At 73.7% G+C, this 20,573-nt stretch carries 20 protein-coding genes; 5 read left to right on the forward strand and 15 right to left on the reverse strand.

The window, feature by feature from the left end:
• Window positions 1–3: 3 nt before the first annotated feature.
• Window positions 4–1,059, forward strand: a complete 1,056-nt coding sequence (gene corA, locus BLT72_RS12770; protein ID WP_342587373.1) for a magnesium/cobalt transporter CorA — start codon at window positions 4–6, stop codon at window positions 1,057–1,059.
• Window positions 1,060–1,097: 38 nt separating this feature from the next.
• Here the strand turns inward: corA and BLT72_RS12775 are convergent, their stop codons facing one another.
• The 3 genes from BLT72_RS12775 to BLT72_RS12785 all read right to left on the reverse strand — a co-directional run bounded on the left by BLT72_RS12775 (window position 1,098) and on the right by BLT72_RS12785 (window position 2,936).
• Window positions 1,098–1,478 carry a hypothetical protein gene (locus BLT72_RS12775; protein ID WP_091413248.1) on the reverse strand — a complete coding sequence of 127 codons (381 nt, stop codon included), beginning with the start codon at window positions 1,476–1,478 and terminating at the stop codon, window positions 1,098–1,100.
• 64 nt (window positions 1,479–1,542) lie between these two features.
• Window positions 1,543–2,349 carry a non-homologous end joining protein Ku gene (gene ku, locus BLT72_RS12780; protein ID WP_091413249.1) on the reverse strand — a complete coding sequence of 269 codons (807 nt, stop codon included), beginning with the start codon at window positions 2,347–2,349 and terminating at the stop codon, window positions 1,543–1,545.
• A gap of 122 nt (window positions 2,350–2,471) precedes the next feature.
• Window positions 2,472–2,936, reverse strand: a complete 465-nt coding sequence (locus BLT72_RS12785) for a DUF6912 family protein (RefSeq protein WP_425349243.1) — start codon at window positions 2,934–2,936, stop codon at window positions 2,472–2,474.
• 199 nt (window positions 2,937–3,135) lie between these two features.
• On the opposite strand from BLT72_RS12785, the gene BLT72_RS22530 reads away from it, so the two are divergent.
• The 3 genes from BLT72_RS22530 to BLT72_RS12795 all read left to right on the forward strand — a co-directional run bounded on the left by BLT72_RS22530 (window position 3,136) and on the right by BLT72_RS12795 (window position 5,739).
• Window positions 3,136–3,585, forward strand: a complete 450-nt coding sequence (locus BLT72_RS22530; protein WP_172825991.1) for a hypothetical protein — start codon at window positions 3,136–3,138, stop codon at window positions 3,583–3,585.
• Window positions 3,586–3,593: 8 nt separating this feature from the next.
• Window positions 3,594–4,904 carry a hypothetical protein gene (locus BLT72_RS12790; RefSeq protein ID WP_231930032.1) on the forward strand — a complete coding sequence of 437 codons (1,311 nt, stop codon included), beginning with the start codon at window positions 3,594–3,596 and terminating at the stop codon, window positions 4,902–4,904.
• A 79-nt stretch (window positions 4,905–4,983) separates the two neighbouring features.
• Entirely contained in the window at window positions 4,984–5,739 is a 756-nt protein-coding gene (locus tag BLT72_RS12795; RefSeq protein ID WP_091413252.1) for a GntR family transcriptional regulator, read from the forward strand.
• A gap of 21 nt (window positions 5,740–5,760) precedes the next feature.
• Here the strand turns inward: BLT72_RS12795 and BLT72_RS12800 are convergent, their stop codons facing one another.
• Together BLT72_RS12800 and BLT72_RS12805 are read right to left on the reverse strand one after the other, a co-directional pair.
• Window positions 5,761–6,249, reverse strand: a complete 489-nt coding sequence (locus BLT72_RS12800) for a phosphoribosyltransferase (RefSeq protein ID WP_091413253.1) — start codon at window positions 6,247–6,249, stop codon at window positions 5,761–5,763.
• 106 nt (window positions 6,250–6,355) lie between these two features.
• Window positions 6,356–6,871: an Rv3235 family protein gene (locus BLT72_RS12805; RefSeq protein WP_091413255.1), complete on the reverse strand. Its 516-nt coding sequence runs from the start codon at window positions 6,869–6,871 to the stop codon at window positions 6,356–6,358.
• Window positions 6,872–7,016: 145 nt separating this feature from the next.
• Between BLT72_RS12805 and BLT72_RS12810 the strand changes: the two genes are divergently transcribed.
• Window positions 7,017–7,751 carry a DUF5995 family protein gene (locus BLT72_RS12810; protein ID WP_091413257.1) on the forward strand — a complete coding sequence of 245 codons (735 nt, stop codon included), beginning with the start codon at window positions 7,017–7,019 and terminating at the stop codon, window positions 7,749–7,751.
• A gap of 14 nt (window positions 7,752–7,765) precedes the next feature.
• On the opposite strand, the gene BLT72_RS12815 is transcribed toward BLT72_RS12810, so the two are convergent.
• From BLT72_RS12815 to BLT72_RS12860, 10 genes are all read right to left on the reverse strand, one after another.
• On the reverse strand, window positions 7,766–8,791 hold the full coding sequence (locus BLT72_RS12815; protein WP_157720474.1) for a DUF3048 domain-containing protein: 1,026 nt from the start codon (window positions 8,789–8,791) through the stop codon (window positions 7,766–7,768).
• A 93-nt stretch (window positions 8,792–8,884) separates the two neighbouring features.
• The gene (secA, locus tag BLT72_RS12820) at window positions 8,885–11,818 is read right to left on the reverse strand and encodes a preprotein translocase subunit SecA (RefSeq protein ID WP_197677018.1); all 2,934 of its coding nucleotides are present in this window, start codon (window positions 11,816–11,818) and stop codon (window positions 8,885–8,887) included.
• A gap of 191 nt (window positions 11,819–12,009) precedes the next feature.
• On the reverse strand, window positions 12,010–13,233 hold the full coding sequence (locus BLT72_RS12825) for a winged helix-turn-helix domain-containing protein (RefSeq protein ID WP_091413263.1): 1,224 nt from the start codon (window positions 13,231–13,233) through the stop codon (window positions 12,010–12,012).
• A gap of 205 nt (window positions 13,234–13,438) precedes the next feature.
• Window positions 13,439–14,074 (reverse strand): ribosome hibernation-promoting factor, HPF/YfiA family, encoded by a 636-nt coding sequence (gene hpf, locus BLT72_RS12830; RefSeq protein ID WP_091413265.1) that lies wholly within the window; start codon window positions 14,072–14,074, stop codon window positions 13,439–13,441.
• A gap of 251 nt (window positions 14,075–14,325) precedes the next feature.
• A complete protein-coding gene (locus BLT72_RS12835) occupies window positions 14,326–15,084 on the reverse strand; it encodes a ComF family protein (protein WP_091413267.1) in 759 nt (252 codons plus the stop codon).
• A 78-nt stretch (window positions 15,085–15,162) separates the two neighbouring features.
• On the reverse strand, window positions 15,163–16,929 hold the full coding sequence (locus BLT72_RS12840; protein ID WP_091413269.1) for an LpqB family beta-propeller domain-containing protein: 1,767 nt from the start codon (window positions 16,927–16,929) through the stop codon (window positions 15,163–15,165).
• Complete coding sequence (gene mtrB, locus BLT72_RS12845; RefSeq protein ID WP_091413271.1) at window positions 16,926–18,644, reverse strand: MtrAB system histidine kinase MtrB; 1,719 nt, start codon at window positions 18,642–18,644, stop codon at window positions 16,926–16,928. Before mtrB ends, BLT72_RS12840 begins: the two co-directional genes overlap by 4 nt.
• 31 nt (window positions 18,645–18,675) lie before the next feature.
• Window positions 18,676–19,398 (reverse strand): MtrAB system response regulator MtrA, encoded by a 723-nt coding sequence (mtrA, locus tag BLT72_RS12850; RefSeq protein WP_280949220.1) that lies wholly within the window; start codon window positions 19,396–19,398, stop codon window positions 18,676–18,678.
• Between the two features lie 141 nt (window positions 19,399–19,539).
• The gene (locus tag BLT72_RS12855) at window positions 19,540–20,109 is read right to left on the reverse strand and encodes a YqgE/AlgH family protein (protein WP_091413272.1); all 570 of its coding nucleotides are present in this window, start codon (window positions 20,107–20,109) and stop codon (window positions 19,540–19,542) included.
• On the reverse strand, window positions 20,106–20,573 hold the full coding sequence (locus BLT72_RS12860; RefSeq protein ID WP_197677019.1) for a VanZ family protein: 468 nt from the start codon (window positions 20,571–20,573) through the stop codon (window positions 20,106–20,108). The genes BLT72_RS12855 and BLT72_RS12860 overlap by 4 nt, the downstream gene beginning before the upstream one ends.

Below are 20,573 nucleotides of genomic sequence, written 5' to 3' on the forward strand. Positions count from 1 at the left end.
GCCGTGGTGGACCTGAGCACGGTGGAGGCCGACGGCCCCCGGCACGGGATGGTGGACAACGCCATCTACGTCGGCGGCCGGCGGACCGACACCCCCGTCGACCTCGAGTCGACGTTCGCGCTGCTGCGCCAGCGCCAGGGCATGGCCTGGATCGGGCTGTACCGGCCGACGGCGGACGACATCCGCTCCGTCGCCGGCGAGTTCGCCGTGCACCCGCTGGCCGTCGAGGACGCCATCGCCGCGCACCAGCGGCCGAAGCTGGAGCGCTACGGCGACCTGCTGTTCGCCGTGCTCCGGCCGGCCCGCTACCTGGACGCCGTCGAGAAGGTGGAGTTCGGGGAGCTGCACGTGTTCCTGGGTGCGGACTTCGTCGTCACGATCCGGCACGCCGAGTCCCCCGACCTCGCCCGGGTCCGGCACCGCCTGGAGGCCAACCCGGACCTGCTGCAGCTGGGTCCGGAGGCGGTGCTGTACGCGATCCTCGACCAGGTCGTCGACGAGTACGCACCCGTCGTCGCGGGGCTGGAGAACGACGTCGACGAGATCGAGGACCAGCTGTTCAGCAACGATCCGGCGGTGTCGCGGCGGATCTACGAGCTGAGCCGGGAGGTCGTCGCGTTCCAGCGGGCCACCCGGCCGCTGCTGGAGATGCTCGACTCGCTCAAGGCCGGCTACGCCCAGCGCGAGGTGGACGTCGAGCTGCAGCGGCTGCTGCGCGACGTCGCCGACCACGTCATCCGGATCGCCGAGCGGGCCGACGGCTTCCGGACCCTGCTGCAGAACGCGCTGACCGTGCACAGCACGCTGGTCGGGCAGCAGCAGAACGAGGAGATGCGCGCCCTCACCCAGACCAGCCTGAACCAGAACGAGGAGGTCAAGCGGATCTCCGGCTGGGCGGCCATCCTCTTCGCCCCCACCCTGGTCGGCGGCATCTACGGCATGAACTTCGACCACATGCCCGAGCTGCACTGGCGCTACGGCTACCCGGCGGCGCTGCTCGCCATGTTCGTCCTCGGGCTCGTGCTGTACCTGGTGTTCAAGCACAAGCGCTGGCTGTAGCGGTCCGGGCGGGCCCACCGCCGGGCGGGTCGGCCGGGTCAGCCGCCCGGGCAGTCGGTGTCGCCGCCGCTGTGCTCCTGGCAGCCGGTGACCGGGGCGCGCGGCTGGGGCTCCCGCAGCCGGGCCCGGTGCCGGTCGGCGGCCACCAGCCCCGCGGACGCCAGCCCGAGGACCAGCAGCACCGTGAACAGGACCGTCGCGGCCCGCCTGCGGGTGAGCACGGCGAGGACCAGCCCCAGCACGGGCACGCCGGCCGCCACCCACGCCGCGGCGGCCAGGGAGCGCGCCGACCGCGCCAGCTCCTCGGCCGTGGGGCTCTCGCCGAGGAAGGTCAGGCTCTCGCCGACGGCCCGCAGGACCAGCAGCCCGCCACCGACGAACCAGCCGAGGCCCAGCAGGGGCAGCAGGACGCCCGCCACCCGGTGGGCCGCCGTCGGGGCCGGCAGCGGCGTGCGCGCCGGGGGCGGGGGGTGCGGGATGCGCTCAGCCCGTCTTGGCCTGCGCCGCTGCCTCGCGGCGCTTCTTGGCCGCGTCGACCGACGCCCGCAGGGCGGCCACCAGGTCGACGACCTCGGCCTCCTTCGGCGCCTCCGTCTCCTCGGGCGGGGCGACACCCTCGGCCTTGCTCTGCACCAGCGCCTCGACCGCCTCCCGGTAGGAGTCGGTGAAGTCCTCGGGGGCGAAGTCCCCCGAGAGGGCGTCGATGAACGACTGGGCCATCGTCACCTCCGCGTCGGAGACGGTGACGCTGTCGGGCGGCGCCGCGAAGGAGCCGTCCCGCAGCTCGTCGGGCCACAGCATCGTGTGCATGACCAGCACGCCGTCCTTGGGCCGGATCAGCGCCAGCGCCTCCCGCGAGCGCAGGGCCACCTTGACCACCGCGCACTGCTCGCTCTTGGTCAGCGCGTCGCGGAGCAGCACGTACGGCTTGACGCCGGGGCCGTCGGCCTGCAGGAAGTAGCTCTTGCTGAAGTAGGCCGGGTCGACCTCGTCGGAGTCGACGAACTGCACGACCTCCACCGACTTGGTGGTGGCCAGCGGCAGCTGGTCCATGTCCTCCTTGTCGAGGACGACCATCCGCCCGTCGGCCATCTCGTAGCCCTTGGCGATGTCCCCGTAGGGCACCTCCTCGCCGTCGAGCTCGCAGACGCGCTTGTACTTGATCCGACCGCCGTCCTCGGCGTGCACCTGCCGGAAGCTGATGTCCTTCTCCTCCGTCGCGGAGTACAGCTTCACCGGGATGGTGACGAGCCCGAAGGAGATGGCTCCCTTCCAGATGGAACGTGGCATGGGCTCAGTGTGCCCGATCTGCCGCCGCCGGGAACCGCTCCTGGTCAGGGGAGCCGCCACGACGGTCCGCTCAGGGGGCCGGGGCGGTGCCGCGGACCGCGCGCGACGCACCGTCGGGCGGCTCAGCCCAGGGCGTCCAGCTCCTCCGGGGCGAACCACAGCAGGTCGTGACCGTCGGTCAGGGCGACGACGGCGGGCAGGTCGTAGGCCTGCGCCGGGTCGGTCCCGGTGACGGCCGCCGCGGCGGCCGCGACGGCCGGGCCCGCGACCTCCTCGTCGGCGAACAGGGAGCGGACCTGGGGCCAGCGCAGGTCGGCGACGTCCACCTCGCCCGAGGGGCCACGGCCGTCGACGACGCGGTCGTCGGGGACCTCCGCGGCCAGCACCAGCCGGCGTGCGCCGGCCAGCCCGGCGAGCGCGGCCACCCCGGCGGCGTTGAGCGCGGCGTAGTCGCCCTCCTCGTCGTCCGGCGCCAGGTCGAGCGCCCGGCGCAGCGACGGCGTGGCCGCGTGCCCCGCCACCGCGTCCAGGGGCTCACCGTCGCGCAGGGCACGGGCGCGGGACAGCGGGAGCGGGACGTAGACCATCACGGGGCGACCTCCGGGTCGTCGAGGGCTCGGGCGGGGCGCGGGGGGTCGAGAGCCGGGTCGCCTCGAGGGCTCCTCGGCGGGTCCGGCCCTCACCGTAGCGCGCCGCCGCGGTCCGACGACCGGCGACGGAGGCCGCGGACCAGGGGCGCACGTACGGTGGGAGCGACGTCCCCCCACCCGAGAGCGAGAGCAGCACGTGAGCAGCACCCGGCCGACCGCCCTCCCCGGCGCCCCCTCCGTGCGACGGCACCGCGCTCGCGCCGCGGCCCTGCTGGCGGCCGTGGCGCTGGGTCTCACCCTGACGGCGTGCACGAGCACCGAGCAGCCGGCCGTCCCGGCCCCCACCGGGGCCAGCAGCGTCGGCGTCCCCGCGGCGAACGCGCTGACGATCGACGTCACCATCGCCGGCGGCGACGTCACGCCGAACGGCCAGAAGCTCGACGTGGCCGTCGGCCAGCAGGTCGTGCTGGACGTGACCTCGGACGCGGACGACGAGGTCCACGCCCACACCGGTGGGGACGGCTACGAGCTCGAGGTGAAGGCCGGCCAGCCGGCCACGGGCAGCTTCACCCTGACCAGCCCCGGCAGCTTCGAGGTCGAGCTGCACCACCTGAAGAAGGTCGTCGTCATCCTCAACGCCCGCTGAGCGCCCGCGTGCTCATCCCCCTGCACGGCATCGCCTCCCGGCACGACCTGCCGCTGCCCTTCTCCTACGTCGTCGTCGGCGCGGCGCTGGCCCTGACGGTCTCGTTCGGCGTGCTGCTGCTGGCCTGGCGCCGGCCCCGGTTCGCCCGCGTCGGCGGCGTCGAGCTCCCCCGCCTGACCCGGGTCGTCGACGCCCCGCTCACCCGCGTCGTCGCCCAGCTGCTCGTGCTGGCGGTGTTCGGCTGGGCCGGCCTCGCCCTGATGGCCGGGCAGGACCTGCTCACCAACCCCGCCTTCGGCTTCGTCTACGTCTGGGTGTGGGTGGGCCTCGTCCCGGTCTCGCTGCTGCTCGGGCAGGTCTGGCGCGCCACCAACCCCGTCCGCACCGTCCACCGGCTGCTCTGCGCCGTCGCCCGGGTGGACCCCGACCAGGGGGTGCTCCGGCTCCCGCGCCGGCTGGGCGTCTGGCCCGCGGCGCTCGGCCTGTTCGCCTTCGCCTGGCTGGAACTGGTGCAGCCCGACCGCACCACCCTGGCCGTGCTGCGGGTCTGGGTGCTGGCCTGGTTCGTCCTGCTGGTGCTGGGCGCCATCCTCTTCGGCGCCCGCTGGATCGGGGCCGCCGACCCGTTCGAGGCGTACGCCCGCAGCGTCGCGCAGCTGTCGCCCTGGCGGCGGGTGGGTGACACGCTCCGGCTGGTCAACCCGCTGGCCGGGCTGACCGCGTGGCGCCCGCCGCCGGGAGCGGTCGGGGTGGTGGCCGCCCTGCTCGGCAGCACCGCCTTCGACAGCTTCGCCAACACCTCCTGGTGGATCCGCACGGTGCAGAGCTCCGACGTCATCACGGTCGTGTGGGGCACCGGCGGGCTGGCCGCGATGATCCTCTTCGTGCTCGTCACGTTCAGCCTGGCCGCGGCGTGGATGGCCCGTCACGGCGACCGGCGCGCCCGTGACTACCCGCGGCTGATGGCCGGCTCCGTGGTGCCGATCGTCATCGGCTACGCGGTCGCCCACTACTTCACGCTGCTGGTCACCGAGGGGCAGCGGACCGCCGCCCTCTGGTCGGACCCGCTGGGCCGGGGCTGGGACGTCTTCGGCTCGGCCGGGATGACCGTCGACACCGCCGTCTTCGCCCACCCGACCGCCATCGCCGTCGTGCAGGCGGGCGCGATCGTCCTCGGCCACGTGGTGGGCATCGTCTGCGCGCACGAGAAGGCGGTCGCCCTGCTCCCCGAGCGGGAGGCCCTGCGGGGCCAGTGGCCGATGCTCGTGGTGATGGTGGGCTACACGTGCGCCGGGCTGCTGCTGCTCTTCTCACCCTGAGCCGGCGCCCCGTCGCCGGGGCCCGCGGCGCTTGTGCAGACAACCGGACCATCGTCCGGTCGGCACCTATGCTGCCTCCATGAGCGCACCGCCCGTCATGCGTGAGCTCGACATCACGCTGGACCGCAACTCCCCCGTGCCGCTCTACCACCAGCTGGCGCAGGCGATCGAGCAGGCCATCAGCAGCGGGGTGCTCGCGCCGGGCGACCGGCTGGAGAACGAGCTCTCGCTGACCAGCCGGCTGGGGCTCTCCCGGCCGACGGCCCGGCAGGCGATCCAGGAGCTGGTCAAGAAGGGGCTGCTGGTCCGCAAGCGGGGCGTCGGCACCCAGGTGGTCCGCTCCCAGTTCCGCCGCGACGAGCGGCTCAGCAGCCTCAACGAGGACCTGGCCCAGGCCGGCCGGCGACCGGCCACCCGCCTGCTGGAGATGAGCGTCGGCGACCTGGACGGGGACGTCCGCGAGGCCATCGACGCGGCGGAGGTCACCGAGCGGGAGTTCACCAGGATCCGCCGGCTGCGGCTGGCCGACGACGTGCCGCTGGCCATCCTCACCAACTACCTGCCGGCCCACCTGGCGCTCGACGAGGCGGACCTGCAGCGCCGCGGGCTCTACGCCTGCCTCCGCGCGCTGGGCATCAACCTGAAGATCGCCCACCAGCGAATCTCGGCCCGGCTGATGACGGAGGAGGAGGCGGAGCTGCTGGACGTCGAGACGCCCGCCGCCTGCCTCACCGTCGACCGGATCGCCTACGACGACGTGGGCCAGTTCGTCGAGTTCGGCCGGCACGTCTACCACGCCGCCCACTACTCGATCCAGTCCTCCCTGGTCGTCTGAGCCCGTCGGCGGGCCCGGCGCTCAGGCGTCCCGGACGCCCGTGCGCCGGACGACCGGCTCCTCGGTCGACCACGGGAAGTTGATCCACTGGTCGGTCCGCCGCCAGGCGAAGTCGGCCTTGATGATCGACTGCGGCTTCTCGTACAGCACCGCCGTGCGGGCCTCGGCGACGTGGCCGCCGCAGAACTGGTGCACCAGCTCGAGGGTCTTGCCGGTGTCGGCGACGTCGTCGACGACGAGCACCTTGGCCTGGTCGAGGTCGCGGGCGTCGAGGAAGGGCGGCAGCATCACCGGCACGTCCAGCCGGGCGTCGACGCCGGTGTAGAACTCGACGCTGATGGTGAAGAGGTTCTTGCAGTCCAGGGCGTAGGCCAGCGCGCCGGCCGGCACCAGCCCGCCGCGGGCGATGCCGAGCAGGATGTCCGGCTCGAAGTCGCTGTCCGCGACCTGCTGGGCGAGCTCGCGGATGCCCTGCCCGAACAGCTCGTAGGTCAAGATCTCCCGCGTCATGGCGCTCCTCCGTGTCCCGAGGTCGACGGAGCCGTTGCGCCGACGCGCCCATCATCGCGGTCCCGCGCCGGCCGGCCGCGCACGGCCCCTCCGCCGGACACCCTGCTCAGCGCAGCGGCCCCACCTCCAGCGCGGTGACCAGCCAGCGGGCCTGCCGGGCCTCGAGCCGGAGCGCGAGGGGTACCGGGCGCTCCCCCAGCCGGCCGTGCACCGCCACCTCGGCGACCCCCGCCGCCGGGTGCTGGACCCGCACCGAGCGCAGGCCGGGCACCGGGGCGGGCGCCCCGGCCCGCCGGCGGGGCAGCCGGCCGGCCAGCGCGGTGAGCACGTCGGCCTCCAGCCACCGGCCGAGCTGCGCGCACGGCCGGCGGCCGGCCAGCACCTCCAGCAGGGCGACGGCCAGGGCCACGCTCCACGCGCGGGCGTCAGGCAACCCCGCCGGGACCGCCGCCGCCGCGTCGGGCCCGGTGAGGACGACGAGGGGGTCACCGGCCGGCCGCAGGTCCAGGGCCGGCTGGGCGGCGGCGGCGGCCGGTGCCGGTGCCGGCACCGCCCAGTGCCGGGCGTCGGGGCGGCTCTCCACCACGGGGGTGACGAGCGGACGGGTCAGGGTGGGCGGCACGGCGGGCCTCCTCGGTCCGGGGCGGGCGGGTGAGACCACCAGCCTGGGGCCGCGGGCGCCCGCCGGACCCGGTCCGCCGGCGATCTGTGGACGACGGCCGGCCCGGTCGGCCCGGCGCCGGGGGCGCAGCGGGAACACTGGCCCGGTGAGCACCACGACGATCCAGGCGCTGCTGGGCGACCTCGACACCCGGTTGACCGCCCTGCCGCCCGAGCACGCCCACCTCGGCACGTTCCTCGGCACCTACCGCCGGACGACCGCGGCCATCGGGACGGCGGTGGCGGGCGGCCGGTTCGAGGACCCGGCCTGGGTGGTCCGCTGGACCGACGTGTTCGGCCGCTACTACACCGACGCGCACGACCGGCACCTCGCCGGCGACCCGGTCCCGCGGCCCTGGCGGATCGCCTTCGGCCTCGCCGCCGACGTGCACCCGCTGGGCCACCTGCTGGTGGGCATCAGCACCCACATCAACTACGACCTGCCGCAGGCGATGCTCGACGTGATCTCCGCGGACGACTTCGCCGACCCCCGGCTGCTCGCCGGCCGGGTGCGCGACCACGACCGCGTCGACGGCGTGCTGGCCGCCCGGGTGGCAGCCGAGGACACGGCGCTCGGCGGCGCGCGCCGGCTGGTCGACCGGGTGCTCACGCCGGCCAACCGGTGGGCGTCGCGCCGCTTCCTCGCCGAGTCGCGGCACAAGGTGTGGGAGAACGTGCTGGCCCTGCAGGAGGCCCGGGGCGCCGGTCCGGAGGCGTACCGCGGGCGGCTGGCCGAGCTGGAGGTGCTCGCCGCGGCCAAGGCGGTCGACGTCCTGACCCCGGGCCTCGTGCTGCCGCGGCTGGCGCTCGCCGGGTTCGGCGTCCGGCTGCCGCCGGCCTGACCAGGGTGTCGGGGTCAGCCGCGCAGCAGCACCCAGGTGCGGCCGGGCCGCAGCGGGAGGGCGTCGCCGTCCCGGTCGCGGAGGCTCAGGGGCGCGCTGCGCCGGCTGCGCTGCCAGGTGCCGGTGAGCGTGCGCCCGTCACGGTGCACCGTCACCTTCCCCCGGCCCACGGTCGACGAGAGCACCGACGCGGCGCCCAGCACGTCCCGGTTGCCGTCCGGTGTGTTCTCGACGTCGAGCACGACGACGTTCTCCGCCTCGACGGAGCCGGTGCCGCCGTCGCGGTACCGGCGGCCGTTCCAGGTGACGCCGTAGTGGCCGTCTCGGTGGTCGAAGTCGAACCGGTCGGCCCCGATCCGCACCGCCGCGCTGCGGGCGCGGGCGGCGTCGTCCCAGACGGCGGCGTCCGCGTCGAAGGTCCAGCCGGGCGAGCGCGGCGGGTCCAGCTCCGTCGTCCGGGCGAGGGCGCGCAGGTCGACGACCACGTCGTGGGGGGCCACCCGGGCGGGGTCGCGGTCGTCCCGCTGCAGCGCCAGGATCGGGGCGTCGTCGATCTTCGCCTGGACCCGGGCGTTGGCGCCGGAGTAGACCAGCGCCGTGCGCCCGAAGGCGGGCAGCAGCTGCACGTCGGTGCTGCGGGCGCTCCGGACCGGGCCCACCCGCCGGGGGAACGCGGAATGGTACAGCGCGACGAGCCGGGTCTGCGCACCCTCGACCTCCTCGACGACGACGACGTCGGCGGCCGAGAGGCCCAGCTGCGGCCAGGCCGCGGCGATGTTCTCCACCTTGACGGCGAGCACGCCGGCCTCGACCGGCTGCCGGCCGGTCAGCGGGTCGACCGGGCGGGGGCGCGGGGTGCGCCGGGGCGTCGGAGCGGCCGACGGGGTCGCGGCGCCGGAGGTGGCCGCGGCCGTGGGCGCGACCCGCGTCGGCGCGCCGCGGTCCTGGACGGCGAGCAGGCCCAGCGCACCGACGACCAGGGCCGCGCCCAGCCCGGACGCCACGACCACCGGTCGGCGTCGGCGGGGTCTCCTCGTCACGCCGCCCAGCCTGCCCGAGAACAGCGCCGCCGCCGGCCCTGACGCGCGGGAGGCGACGTCAGGGGCGGCGGCGGAGCGGGCCCTACCGGGAGGTCAGCTGCCGGAGCGGCCGTGGCAGAGCTTGAACTTCTTGCCCGAGCCGCAGGGGCAGGGGGCGTTCCGGCCGACGCCGGCGTACTCGTCGGCTGCGGCGGCGGTCTGACCCACCGTCTTGACCGAACCGTCCTCGTCCGGGGCGGTGTAGCTCAGGGTGCGGGCCCGGTCGCCCCCGAGGCCCTTGGCCCGCACCTGCGGCCGGCTGACGGGCTCCGGCTCCAGCGCGACGGGCTCGGACTCCAGGGCCACCAGCTCCTCCGCCTCCTCCGGCACCTCGTCAGCGTCGACGGCGTGGACCGCGACCCCGAAGTCGTCCGGGTCGGGACCGGACTCGACCAGCGGCCCGTGCTCCTCCTGGGGCCGGTGACCGTTGCCGGAGGCCCCGTGGCCGCGGGCCCCGATCTGGACGGCGCGACCGTCGCCACCGGTGACCACGCCGACGGCCGGCGCCTGCTCGACCTCCACCTCCAGGTGGAACACGAAGCCGACGACCTCCTCCATGAACGCGGCCATCATGGTGGCGAACATGTCGCCACCCTCGCGCTGGTACTCCACCAGCGGGTCGCGCTGGGCCATGGCCCGCAGACCGATGCCCTCGCGCAGGTAGTCCATCTCGTAGAGGTGCTCACGCCACTTGCGGTCCAGCACGGTGAGCAGCACCCGCCGCTCGAGCTCGCGCATGACGTCCGAGCCGAGGCTCTCCTCGCGCCGGTCGTAGGCGGCCTGGGCGTCGGCCCGGAAGTCCTCCACCAGGGTGGCGCGGTCGAGGTCGTCGCGCTCCTCGTACTCCTCGCGGGACAGCGACACCGGGTAGAGCGTGCGCATGTTCGTCCACAGCTGCTCGAGGTCCCAGTCCTCCGCGAAGCCCTCGGTGGCGGCGTTCACGTACTGCTCGACGACGGTGTCGACGGTGGCACGCAGCCGGCCCTCGACGTCGGCCCCCTCGAGCACCTTGCGCCGGTCGCCGTAGATGGCGTGCCGCTGGCGGTTCATCACGTCGTCGTACTTGAGGATGTTCTTGCGGATCTCGAAGTTCTGCGACTCGACCTGGCCCTGGGCGCTGGCGATCGAGGCCGACACCCGCTTGTTCTCGATGGGCTGGTCGTCGGGCATCTTGAGCGCCTGCAGCACCCACTCGACGATGTCGGACTTGAACAGCCGCATCAGGTCGTCGCCGAGGGAGAGGTAGAAGCGGCTCTCGCCCGGGTCGCCCTGCCGGCCGGACCGGCCGCGGAGCTGGTTGTCGATGCGGCGCGACTCGTGCCGCTCGGAGCCGACGACGTAGAGACCGCCGGCCGCGACGACCTCCTCGTGCTCGTCCGCGCCCTGCTGCTCGAACTCGGCCAGCACCTCCGGGTAGCGCGCCTCGTACTCCTCGACGTGCTCGACCGGGTCGATGCCCTGCTCCCGCAGCCGGTGGTCGGCCTGGAACTCGGGGTTGCCGCCGAGGATGATGTCGGTACCGCGGCCGGCCATGTTGGTGGCCACGGTGACGGCGCCCTTGCGGCCCGCCATCGCGACGATCGCCGCCTCGCGCTCGTGCTGCTTCGCGTTCAGCACCTCGTGCGGGACGCCGGCCTTCTTGAGGAGCCGGGAGAGGATCTCGGACTTGGCCACCGACGCGGTGCCGATGAGGACCGGCTGGCCCTGCTCGTGCCGCTCCGCGACGTCGGCCACCACCGCGTCGAACTTGGCCTCCTCGGTGCGGTAGATCAGGTCGCGCTGGTCGATCCGGATCATGTCCTTGTTCGTGGGGATCGGCACCACGCCCAGGCCGTAGATCTTCTGGAACTCACTGGCCTCGGTCATCGCCGTGCCGGTCATGCCCGAGAGCTTCTCGTACATCCGGAAGTAGTTCTGCAGCGTGATCGTGGCCAGCGTCTGGTACTCGTCGCGGATCTGCACCCGCTCCTTGGCCTCGATGGCCTGGTGCAGGCCCTCGTTGTAGCGCCGGCCGACCAGGCTGCGGCCGGTGTGCTCGTCGACGATCAGCACCTCGCCGTCCACCACGACGTAGTCGCGGTCGACCTTGAACAGCTCCTTGGCCTTGATCGCGTTGTTCAGGTAGGAGATGAGCGGGGTGTTGGCCGACTCGTAGAGGTTGTCGATGCCCAGCCGGTCCTCGACGACGTCGATGCCGTTCTCGCCGATGGCGACGGTGCGCTTCTTCTCGTCGACCTCGTAGTGCTCGTCGCGGCGGAGCCGCTCGACCAGCTTGGCGAACTCGGGGTACCAGCGGTGCGAGTCCTCGGCCGGGCCGGAGATGATCAGCGGCGTCCGGGCCTCGTCGATGAGGATCGAGTCCACCTCGTCGACGATGGCGAAGTGGTGCTCGCGCTGCACGCAGTCGTCCAGGCTGAGGGCCATGTTGTCGCGCAGGTAGTCGAACCCGAACTCGTTGTTCGTGCCGTAGGTGATGTCGGCCGCGTAGGCCGCCCGCCGCTCGACCGGGGTCATCTGCGACAGGATCGCGCCGACCTCCAGGCCCAGGAAGTGGTGGATGCGACCCATCTGCTCGGACTGGAACTTGGCCAGGTAGTCGTTCACCGTGATGACGTGCACGCCGCGCCCGGTCAGCGCGTTCAGGTACGAGGGCAGCGTCGCGACCAGCGTCTTGCCCTCACCGGTCTTCATCTCGGCGATGTTGCCGAGGTGCAGCGCCGCGCCACCCATCAGCTGCACGTCGAAGTGCCGCTTGCCCAGCACCCGCTTGCCGGCCTCCCGCACGGTGGCGAAGGCCTCGGGCATCAGCTGCTCGAGGGTCTCGCCCTTCTCCAGGCGCTCCTTGAAGTCGGCCGTCTGGCCGCGCAGCTCCTCGTCGCTCATCGCGACGAAGTCGTCCTCGATCGCGTTGACCTGCTCGGCTATGCCCTTCAGCCTCTTGAGGGTCTTGCCCTCGCCGAAGCGCAGCATCCTGTCCATCAAAGCCACGGAACTGGCTCCCTCACCTCGTCGTCACCCACATGTACGCGCAGCGCCATCCGGTCGTTCCCGGACCCGCTCGGCCGCGGTCCCCCCGGACCGCTCCGGGGCAGGACCCCTGGGGAGCAGACGCACCGACCCATCGTAGGCCAGACCGCGCGGGGTGACCCGACGACGAGCGCGACGCCCGGTCGACGCCCTCACGCGGCCCGCGCCAGCGCCGGCCCCAGCAGCCCGGCCAGGTCACCGCCGGTCGGCGGCACCACGCCCGTCAGCCCGAGCCAGCCGGTCAGCGACACCAGCTCGGCGGCCAGCTCCTCGGCCACCTCCGGCGTGGCCTGGCCGGGCTCCGCCCACGCCCCGTGCACCCGGAGCACCCCGGCCGCGCGGTCCGCCTTGAGGTCGACGCGGGCGACGAACGCGTCGTCGAGGAGGAACGGGTAGACGTAGTAGCCGTGCACCCGGCGCTCCTGCGGGACGTAGATCTCGATCCGGTAGTGGAACCCGAAGAGCTCCTGCAGCCGGGCCCGCTCGAACACCATCGAGTCGAACGGGCTGAGCAGGGCGCGGGCCCGGACCCGGCGGGGCACGCGCGCCTCGTGCCACAGGTAGAGCGGGCGTCCGGCGCGGCCCGTCACCCGGACGGGCAGCAGCAGCCCGTCCTCGACCAGCTCCGCCACCGCCTGCTGCGTCATCCCGGGCCGCGTCCGGAAGTAGTCCCGCAGGCTGGGCTCGCTGGCCACCCCCAGCGCCCGTGCCGCCCGGGCCACCAGGCCGCGCACCGAGTCCTCGGGCGAGGGGGTCGGCGCGGCCAGCACCGCGGCCGGGAGGACGCGCTCGGGCAGGTCGTAGACGCGCTCGAACTGGCTGTTCCGCCAGGCCGAGGTCACCTCACCGCAGTAGAAGAGCCACTCCAGCACCGTCTTCACCGCCGACCAGTTCCAACCCCACTGGCTGCGGTCGCGCTGCTCGACCACCTCGAGCTGCCGGGCGCTGACCGGTCCTCGCGCCGCCACCTGCGCCCGCACGTGCTCGACGAGCCCCGGCTGCTCGCGGGCCGCGCGCTCCACCCCGCTCCACACGTCCCGGTAGCCCTGCTGGGCGCGGAAGCGCAGCAGGGGCTGCAGGTTGACGTCGAGCAGGCTGGCCGCGTGCCCCCAGTACTCGTACAGCCGGCGGGGCGGGCGGTGGGCCGCCCGCTCCAGCAACCCGGTGTCGTAGGGCCCCAGCCGGGAGTAGAGCGGGACGAAGTGGGCCCGGGTGACGACGTTGACCGAGTCGATCTGGAACTGGCCCAGCCGGCTGGTCACCGCCTGCACGTCCCGCAGGCCCACCACCCGCTCCGGTCGCGGCGCGGCGAGGCCCTGCGCGGCCACCGCGACCCGGCGGACCTCGGCAGCGCTCAGGGACTCACGTGCAGGCATGCCCTGACGCTAGTGGGGACCACCGACAGTGTTGTCTGGCCTCGCTCCGCTCGACCGCGGGCCGCGCTCCTGGCCCCCGTCTTCGTCGTCGGCGCGCGGCCCGGCGCCGGAGACCGCCTGCCCCGGGACCTCTGCGCGCGGAGGGCTCGCGACGCAGCGGGGCCCGCCGAGCGGGTGCGCGGCGGGCCCGTGTCCGGGGTGCTGCTCAGCTCACAGCGTCGGCGAGCTCGTCGGCGGTGGTCAGGCGGATGACGCCGTAGTCGTACGCGCGGCGGCGGTAGACGACGCTCGGGGTGTGGTGCTCGGCGTCGATGTAGAGGTAGAAGTCGTGGCCGACGAGCTCCATGGCCATCAGCGCCTGGTCCAGGGTCATCGGGACGGCGGGGTGGCTCTTCTCGCGGACCACGAGCGGGCCGTCGCCCTGCACCTCGATGCCGGCGACGGTGTGGCTCCCGTTGGTCTCGGCGTCGGCCGGGGTCAGGGGAGGCTCGGCGACGTCGAGACCGCTCTTGAGCGACTGCGGGGCGCGCTGCCCGTGGTGGACGCGCTTGCGGTCCGCGGCGCGACGCAGCTGGGCCATCAGCCGGTCGAGCGCCATGTCGAACGCGGCGTTCTTGTCCTCGGCGGCCGCCTCGGCACGCACGACGGGACCCTTGGTGCGCAGGGTGATCTCGACCCGGGCCGCCTGGTCGTGCTGTCGCTTGTTCCGTTCCGCCGACACCTCGACCTCGACGCGGATCACCCGGTCGTCGAGCTTCTCGAGGCGGTTGATCTTCTCGTCGACGTACTGCCGGAACTGGTCCGACACCGAGCAGTGCCGGCCCTTGACGACAACATCCATCAGATCCTCCATCGGTGGTGGGTGGCCCGCTCCACGCGAAGCTGGTCCGGGGGCGCTGCACCGGGCCCGGACCTCCGTCCAGCCGCCGCCCCCGATCGGCTGCGGACGTGTGGAGCGGAGACGACGAAGGCGCCGGCCGCGCCCGGCCCGGGAGACCCGGGATCCGACGGTGCTCGCGGTGGCGCCATGACGTGACGTTAGTCCTGTGCCCGAGGCACCGGAAGGCGGGGGGTCCTCCCCTCAGGGACTCATCAGGCTCCACCCAGGTCAGCGGCCGGAGCCTGGCTCGAGCGCCGCCCGGACCGGGCGGGCCGGGCGGTCCGCGGGTCGGCGGCGGCCGCCACCGTGGCCGCCCCGAGCAGCACCGCACCGGCCGCCTCCACGGCCCGGGCCGCCTCCGCCAGGGTGCTCCCGGTGGTCACCACGTCGTCGACGAGGACGACGACCGCCCCCTCCGGCAGGGCCCGTTGCGGCCCCCGGCGGGCCCGCAGCGCCCCGGCGAGGTTGGCGCTGCGGGCGGCGGCCCCGAGGCCCGCCTGGTCACGGACGCCGAGGCGCTGCACGAGCAGCCGCCGGACCGTGACGGTGTGCACGGGCCGGAGCCGCCGGGCCGCCAGCCGGGCCAGCGTGGCCGTCGCGTCGTAGCCGCGGCGCCGCACGGCCGCCGCCGCCGAGGGCACCGGGACGAGCACGACCGGCCCCGTCCAACCGGAGCCGCGCAGCAGGGCCCGCACCGCCACCGCCAGCCGCCCGGCCAGCTCCGGCGCCAGGCCCAGCGCCCCGTGGTCCTTGTGCGCGGTCACGAGGTGGCTGAGCAGCGGGTCGTAGGGACAGCAGGCGAGGGTCACCGGGCCCGTGCCCGTCGACGCCAGAGCCGGGCGGTGGCCGTGCAGCGCCGACCGGCAGCGCGGGCAGAGCCCCCAGCCCGGCTCGCGGCAGCCCGGGCAGACGGAGCCCAGCAGCAGGTCCGCCGCCGCCCCGCGGAGGGCGCGCCACCGTCCTGCGTCCACGGGACCAGTGTCGGGGGCCGCATCGACCACGGAGCGGGGCGGCCGTCGATCTGTGGACGGAGGACCCTCGCCGGAGGGTCAGCCCGGGTAGGCCAGGGCGCCGACGTCGGAGGTCAGTTGCTGCCACCGCGTGCCGTCGTCGCGGAACGCCCGCCCGTCGCGCGCGAGGACGACGGGGATCGAGGTCTGGGGCCGCAGCAGGGCGGTCAGCTGCACCGCGTCCCAGTCGTCGGTCAGGGTCTGCGACTCGACCGAGGACGCGTCGATGCTCACCGCGGTGGGGGCGTAGGGACCACGGGCGGTGTCGGCGGCCAGGACCAGGAGCTCGGTCGCACTGCTCCAGGCGAGGTCCCGCGCGACCTGCAACGTCGAGTTCGTCAGCGGGGAGTCGGTGTCCAGCACCCGGTAGCCCTCCACGGAGATCTGGGCCGACCGGACGATGCGGGCCACCCCCAGCTGGGTGCTGCCGCCGGACTTCACGATCAAGGCCATCCGCGACCCGTCCGGGGAGATCCGGAACGCGAGGACCCGTCCGGCCTCGAACACCTCCGGAGCAGCCACCTTCACGGTCTTGGTCTCCGTGGTCACCCACATCCGCTGCTGCCCGCCCTGGTTGCCGACCGAGAACAGCTCGTCGGCCCGGCTGAACTGCGGGCGCAGCAGACCGGTGACCCCGTCCAGGACGGTGGTGAGGGTGGTGCTCGTGGTCGGGGTCCGGCGCAGGACCGTGCCCTCGTCGGTGACCACCGCGAGGTCGGTGCCGGGCACGGAGACCGCGAGGGAGGAGATGGCGTACCGACCCTGGCCGAGCGCCCCGGGGAACGGCTCCTCGGCCAGTGCGTCGGTGTTCGTGTTGATCCTCAGCAGGGCCTGGCCGTCACGTCGTGTCACGTACAGCTGCTCGGCGGAGACGAGGGGCACCGGGTTGAGGTCGGGGCTGAGCGCGTCCAGCGGCACGGCCAGGTCGCCGCTCTCGCTCTGCGGCACCCGGAAGGCCTGGTTGTTGACCAGCAGCTGGACCTTCTTCACCCCGGTGACCTGCTGGAGCGTGTACCCGAGCTGGGCCGCCAACAGCCCTCGCTGGTTGTCGGTGGCCTGCAGGACGTCCTCGCTCAGGGGCACCTGGGCGACACCGTTCAAGATGGTGACCGAGTCGACGCTGAGCGTGGTCCTGGTCGGGGCTGCGGTCGAGACGGCCGCCGAGAGCCAGTCCGAGGGCCCGTCCAGCAGCGCCTTGACCAGGGCCGACGCCACGTTCCCGGGTGCTCGCAGGTCGGGCAGGTAGATGGGCTGCGGCGCGAGGGCGCCGGTGGCCCCGATGAAGTAGAGGTCGTAGCTGCGGTACAGGGTCTCGAACGCGCTGTCCCGGACGAACAGGCCCGAGAGCTGGTTCGCGATGCGCCACTCACCGTTCTCGCGCTCGAGCTGGAACACGAGGTCGAGGTCGACGGCCTGGGTCCGGAAGGTGTGCTCCTGGTCCAGCGCGCCCAGCACCTTGCCCTTGAGCCGGACCGCGTCGTCCCCCTCCTGCGTCGTCGATCCGCTGAAGATCGTCACGCCCTGGTCGGTGCTCCAGCTGGCGGCGGCGGCCTGGGTCATGAACTGCCGCGCGACGGAGTACCCGGGCTGGTAGTTGGCGTTCGCCCGCAGGAAGCCCTCGACGACCTGGCTGGCCGAGTCGCCCGCGGTCGGGGGCGCGACCTCGACGTTGACGCAGCTCTGGCACGCCGGTTGCTGTCCCTCGACCCGGTCCACGGGGCCGGAGGTGGGGATGTTCACGCAGCCGGCCAGCCCCGCCAGGGCGAGCCCGAGCAGGACGACCAGCAGGCGCTGGACCGGTCTCATGATCCGCCCCGGCCCTGGTCGCTCCCGCTCGTGGCCAGCGGACCACCGAGGACCAGGGTCTCCGGCGCTCCCACGGTCGGGCCCGGGAGCGCGGCGTCGGCCGCCGCCTCGGCGCGGACCGGGTCACTGGGCCCCAGGTAGTCCCGCGGCACCATCGGCAGCGGGGAGCTCTGCAGGATCGTCCCGGCGGTGCGCGGCAGGGTGAGCCGGAACTGGGCGCCCTGACCGGGTCTCCCCCACGCCGTCAGCCAGCCGCCGTGCAGGTTGGCGTCCTCCATCGAGATGGACAGCCCCAGCCCGGTCCCGCCGACCGTGCGCGCCCGCGCCGGGTCGGCGCGCCAGAAGCGGTGGAAGACCTGCTTGGCCTGGCTGGCCTGGAAGCCCACCCCGTGGTCGCGGACCGCCACGGCCACCGCCTCCTCGTCGCCGGCGATGAGGATCTCGATCGGGTTGGTCTCGGCGTGCTCGATGGCGTTGACCAGCAGGTTGCGCAGGATCCGCTCGATCCGGCGGACGTCGACCTCGGCGATGGCCTCCCCGGTGGCGTGCACGACCACGGTCGTGCGGTTCGACGCGGCCAGCGCCGCGTTGGCCTCGACCACCCGGGCGACGACGCCGCGCAGGTCGACGGCGCTGAGCGCCAGCTCGGCCGCGCCCGCGTCGAAGCGGGAGATCTCCAGCAGGTCGCTGAGCAGCGACTCGAACCGGTCGAGCTCGTTCTGCAGCAGCTCGGTGGACCGCGCCGCGATGGGGTCGAAGTCCTCCCGGGCGTCGTGCAGCACCTCGGCAGCCATCCGCACGGTGGTCAACGGGGTCCGCAGCTCGTGGGAGACGTCGGAGACGAAGCGCTGCTGGACGGCGGACAGCTCCTCGAGGGTGTTGATCTGCTTCTGCAGCTCGCTGGCCATGTAGTTCATCGAGACGGCCAGCCGGGCCAGGTCGTCGGTGCCGCGGACCTGCATCCGGTCGTGCAGGTTCCCCGACGCCAGGCTCTCGGCCGCCTGGCGGGCGGCCCGCACCGGCGTCACCACCTGACGGCTGACCAGGGCGGCGATCAGGGTGAGCAGCACGATGAGGATGGCGCCGGTGGTGACGACGGCGTTCCGCAGCACCCGGAGGGTGGTGACCTCCTGGGTCAGCGGGAAGATCAGGTACATCTGGTAGCGGCCCACCCCCGGCAGGGTGAGAGCGCTGCCGGCCGCCAGGCCGGGCTCAGCGGGTTGCCCGTTGCGCCAGTGGACCTCCGTGGGGGTGATCAGCAGGTCGTTGCTCTCGTTGACCTGCTTGACCAGCTCCGACGGGATGCTGTCGACCGCCACCTGACCCGCGGTCAGCGTCTGGCTGCGCGCCAGCACCACCACCTCGTACTGGCTGGTGCCACCCCCGCGGTTCGCGAACCCGTTCGCAAGGTCGTAGAGCAGGGTGTCGACGGTGCCGTCGTCCCCGGTCAGGTTGGCGTTGTTCAGCGTCTGCTGAGCCCGGTTCACCGCCTGCCGCGCCTCGTTCTCCGCGACCTCCTGCTTGCTCTTCATCACCCCCGACGTCGCCTGCTGCATCAGCAGGAACCCGCTCAGCACCAGCACGACGAGGGAGGCCACCAGCACGGACGCGATCACCCGGAACGGCAGCGAGCGCCACCACAGGGCGGCCGGCAGCCGCCACCAGACGACGGCGGTCCGTCGGCTGGGGGCGGCGGTCAGGCCGGGGACGCTCACGCCTCAGCCCGCCCTCGAGAGGGTGGTCATCTCAGGTCCGGACGGTCTCGCCGGCCTTGTAGCCGATGCCGCGGACGGTGACGACGATCTCGGGGTGCTCCGGGTCGCGCTCGATCTTGGACCGCAGCCGCTGCACGTGGACGTTGACCAGGCGCGTGTCGGCGGCGTGCCGGTAGCCCCAGACCTGCTCCAGCAGCACCTCACGGCTGAACACCTGCCAGGGCCGGCGCGCCAGCGCCAGCAGCAGGTCGAACTCCAGCGGCGTGAGCTGGATCGGCGTGCCGTCCCTCTTGACCGAGTGGCCGTCGACGCTGATGGAGAGGTCGCCGATCTGCAGCGTCTCGGTCTCGGTCTCCTCCGGCGTCGGCACCCTCCGCAGCCGGGTCTTGATCCGGGCGATGAGCTCCTTGGCCTTGAACGGCTTGGACACGTAGTCGTCGGCGCCGGCCTCGAGGCCCTCGACGACGTCGATGGTGTCGGTCTTGGCCGTCAGCATGATGATCGGGACGCCCGAGTCCTGCCGGATGTCACGGCAGACGTCCACGCCGTCGCGGCCGGGCAGCATCAGGTCCAGCAGCACGAGGTCCGGTCGTGCCTCGCGGAAGATCGCCAGCGCCTTGTCGCCGTACGCGCACCAGATGGGCTCGTAGCCCTCGTTGCGCAGCACGATGGACAGCATCTCGGCGAGCGCCGCGTCGTCGTCCACCACGAGCACCCGGCTCCGGGTGCCGTTATTCCTGGCCGATTCCGACACGATTTCTTGACCTCCGTCTACCGGTTCTCCCGGTGTATTCCCCGCCGCTCCTCGATCTTATGCACCAACCGTTACCTCGAGGTGCGCTCGGGCCGGGCGTGGCGGTCTTCTCCCCCTCCGGAGGACGACGTCCGGAGCCGCTCAGTTCAGCTCGGGGTCCTCGACCCAGGTGGCGAAGAAGGCCGTCTCACCGGGCTGGCGGCGCAGCACCACCCGCCACAGGTCCAGCGGCTTGCGGCCGAAGACGTCCTCGTAGGTGGCCTCCGCCAGGTGCCAGCGGCCCTGCGCGATCTCGTCCTGCAGCTGCCCCGCGGACCACCCCGCGTAGCCCGCGAAGATCCGCAGGTCGCGGTAGGCGCCGGCCACGATCTCGATCGGTGTGTCGAGGTGCAGCAGGCCCACCGTGTCGAACAGCGGCCGCCAGCCGGGCGGCTCCTCCCCCGGCGTCCGCACGCTCGCCAGGCAGATGGCGCCGTTCGGCGAGACCGGCCCGCCGTGGAACAGCAGCCGCGGCTCCGAGACCGAGCCCACCCAGTCGGGCAGGACGGCGTCCAACGAGGTCTGGGAGATCTCGTTGAGGATCACGCCGAGGGCACCGTCCTCGTCGCAGTCGAGCACGAGCACCACGGTCTGGTCGAAGACCCCGTCGGCGATGAGCACGCTGGAGACCAGCAGGCTGCCGGGACTGGGGCTGCCCGGCGGCCGGCTCATGCGACCCCCGCGCGGCTGGGGGCCGGGTCCGCGGTCCCCGCCGCGGCCGTGGACCGGGGCGCGGCGCGGCGCAGCAGCCCGACGGCCACCAGCGCGCCCGCGGCGATGCCCACCCCGTCGGCGAGCGCGTCCAGGGGGTCACCCGTCCGGCCGGTGTAGAAGGTGTGCTGCACGACCTCGCTGACCACGGCGTGCGCGGCGAAGACCCCGACCACCACCAGCAGCGTCCGCCGGGACGGCCGCCGGCCCCGCGCCAGCCGCCGCAGCCCGAGCGCCAGCAGCAGCAGCCCGACGGGCAGCGCGAAACCCAGCCCGTGCTCCAGCTTGTCCGCGTGCGGGAACCAGCCGGGGCTGGGCGGCCCGCTCACGCGGTAGAGGCCCCACAGCTGGGCCGCGACCGCCAGACCGGCCAGCACGGCGACCCCCGGCCAGCGCGACCGGTCCCCCGTTGCTCGGTCGGTCAT

The organism is Friedmanniella luteola (genome assembly GCF_900105065.1).
Lineage (GTDB): Bacteria > Actinomycetota > Actinomycetes > Propionibacteriales > Propionibacteriaceae > Microlunatus > Microlunatus luteolus.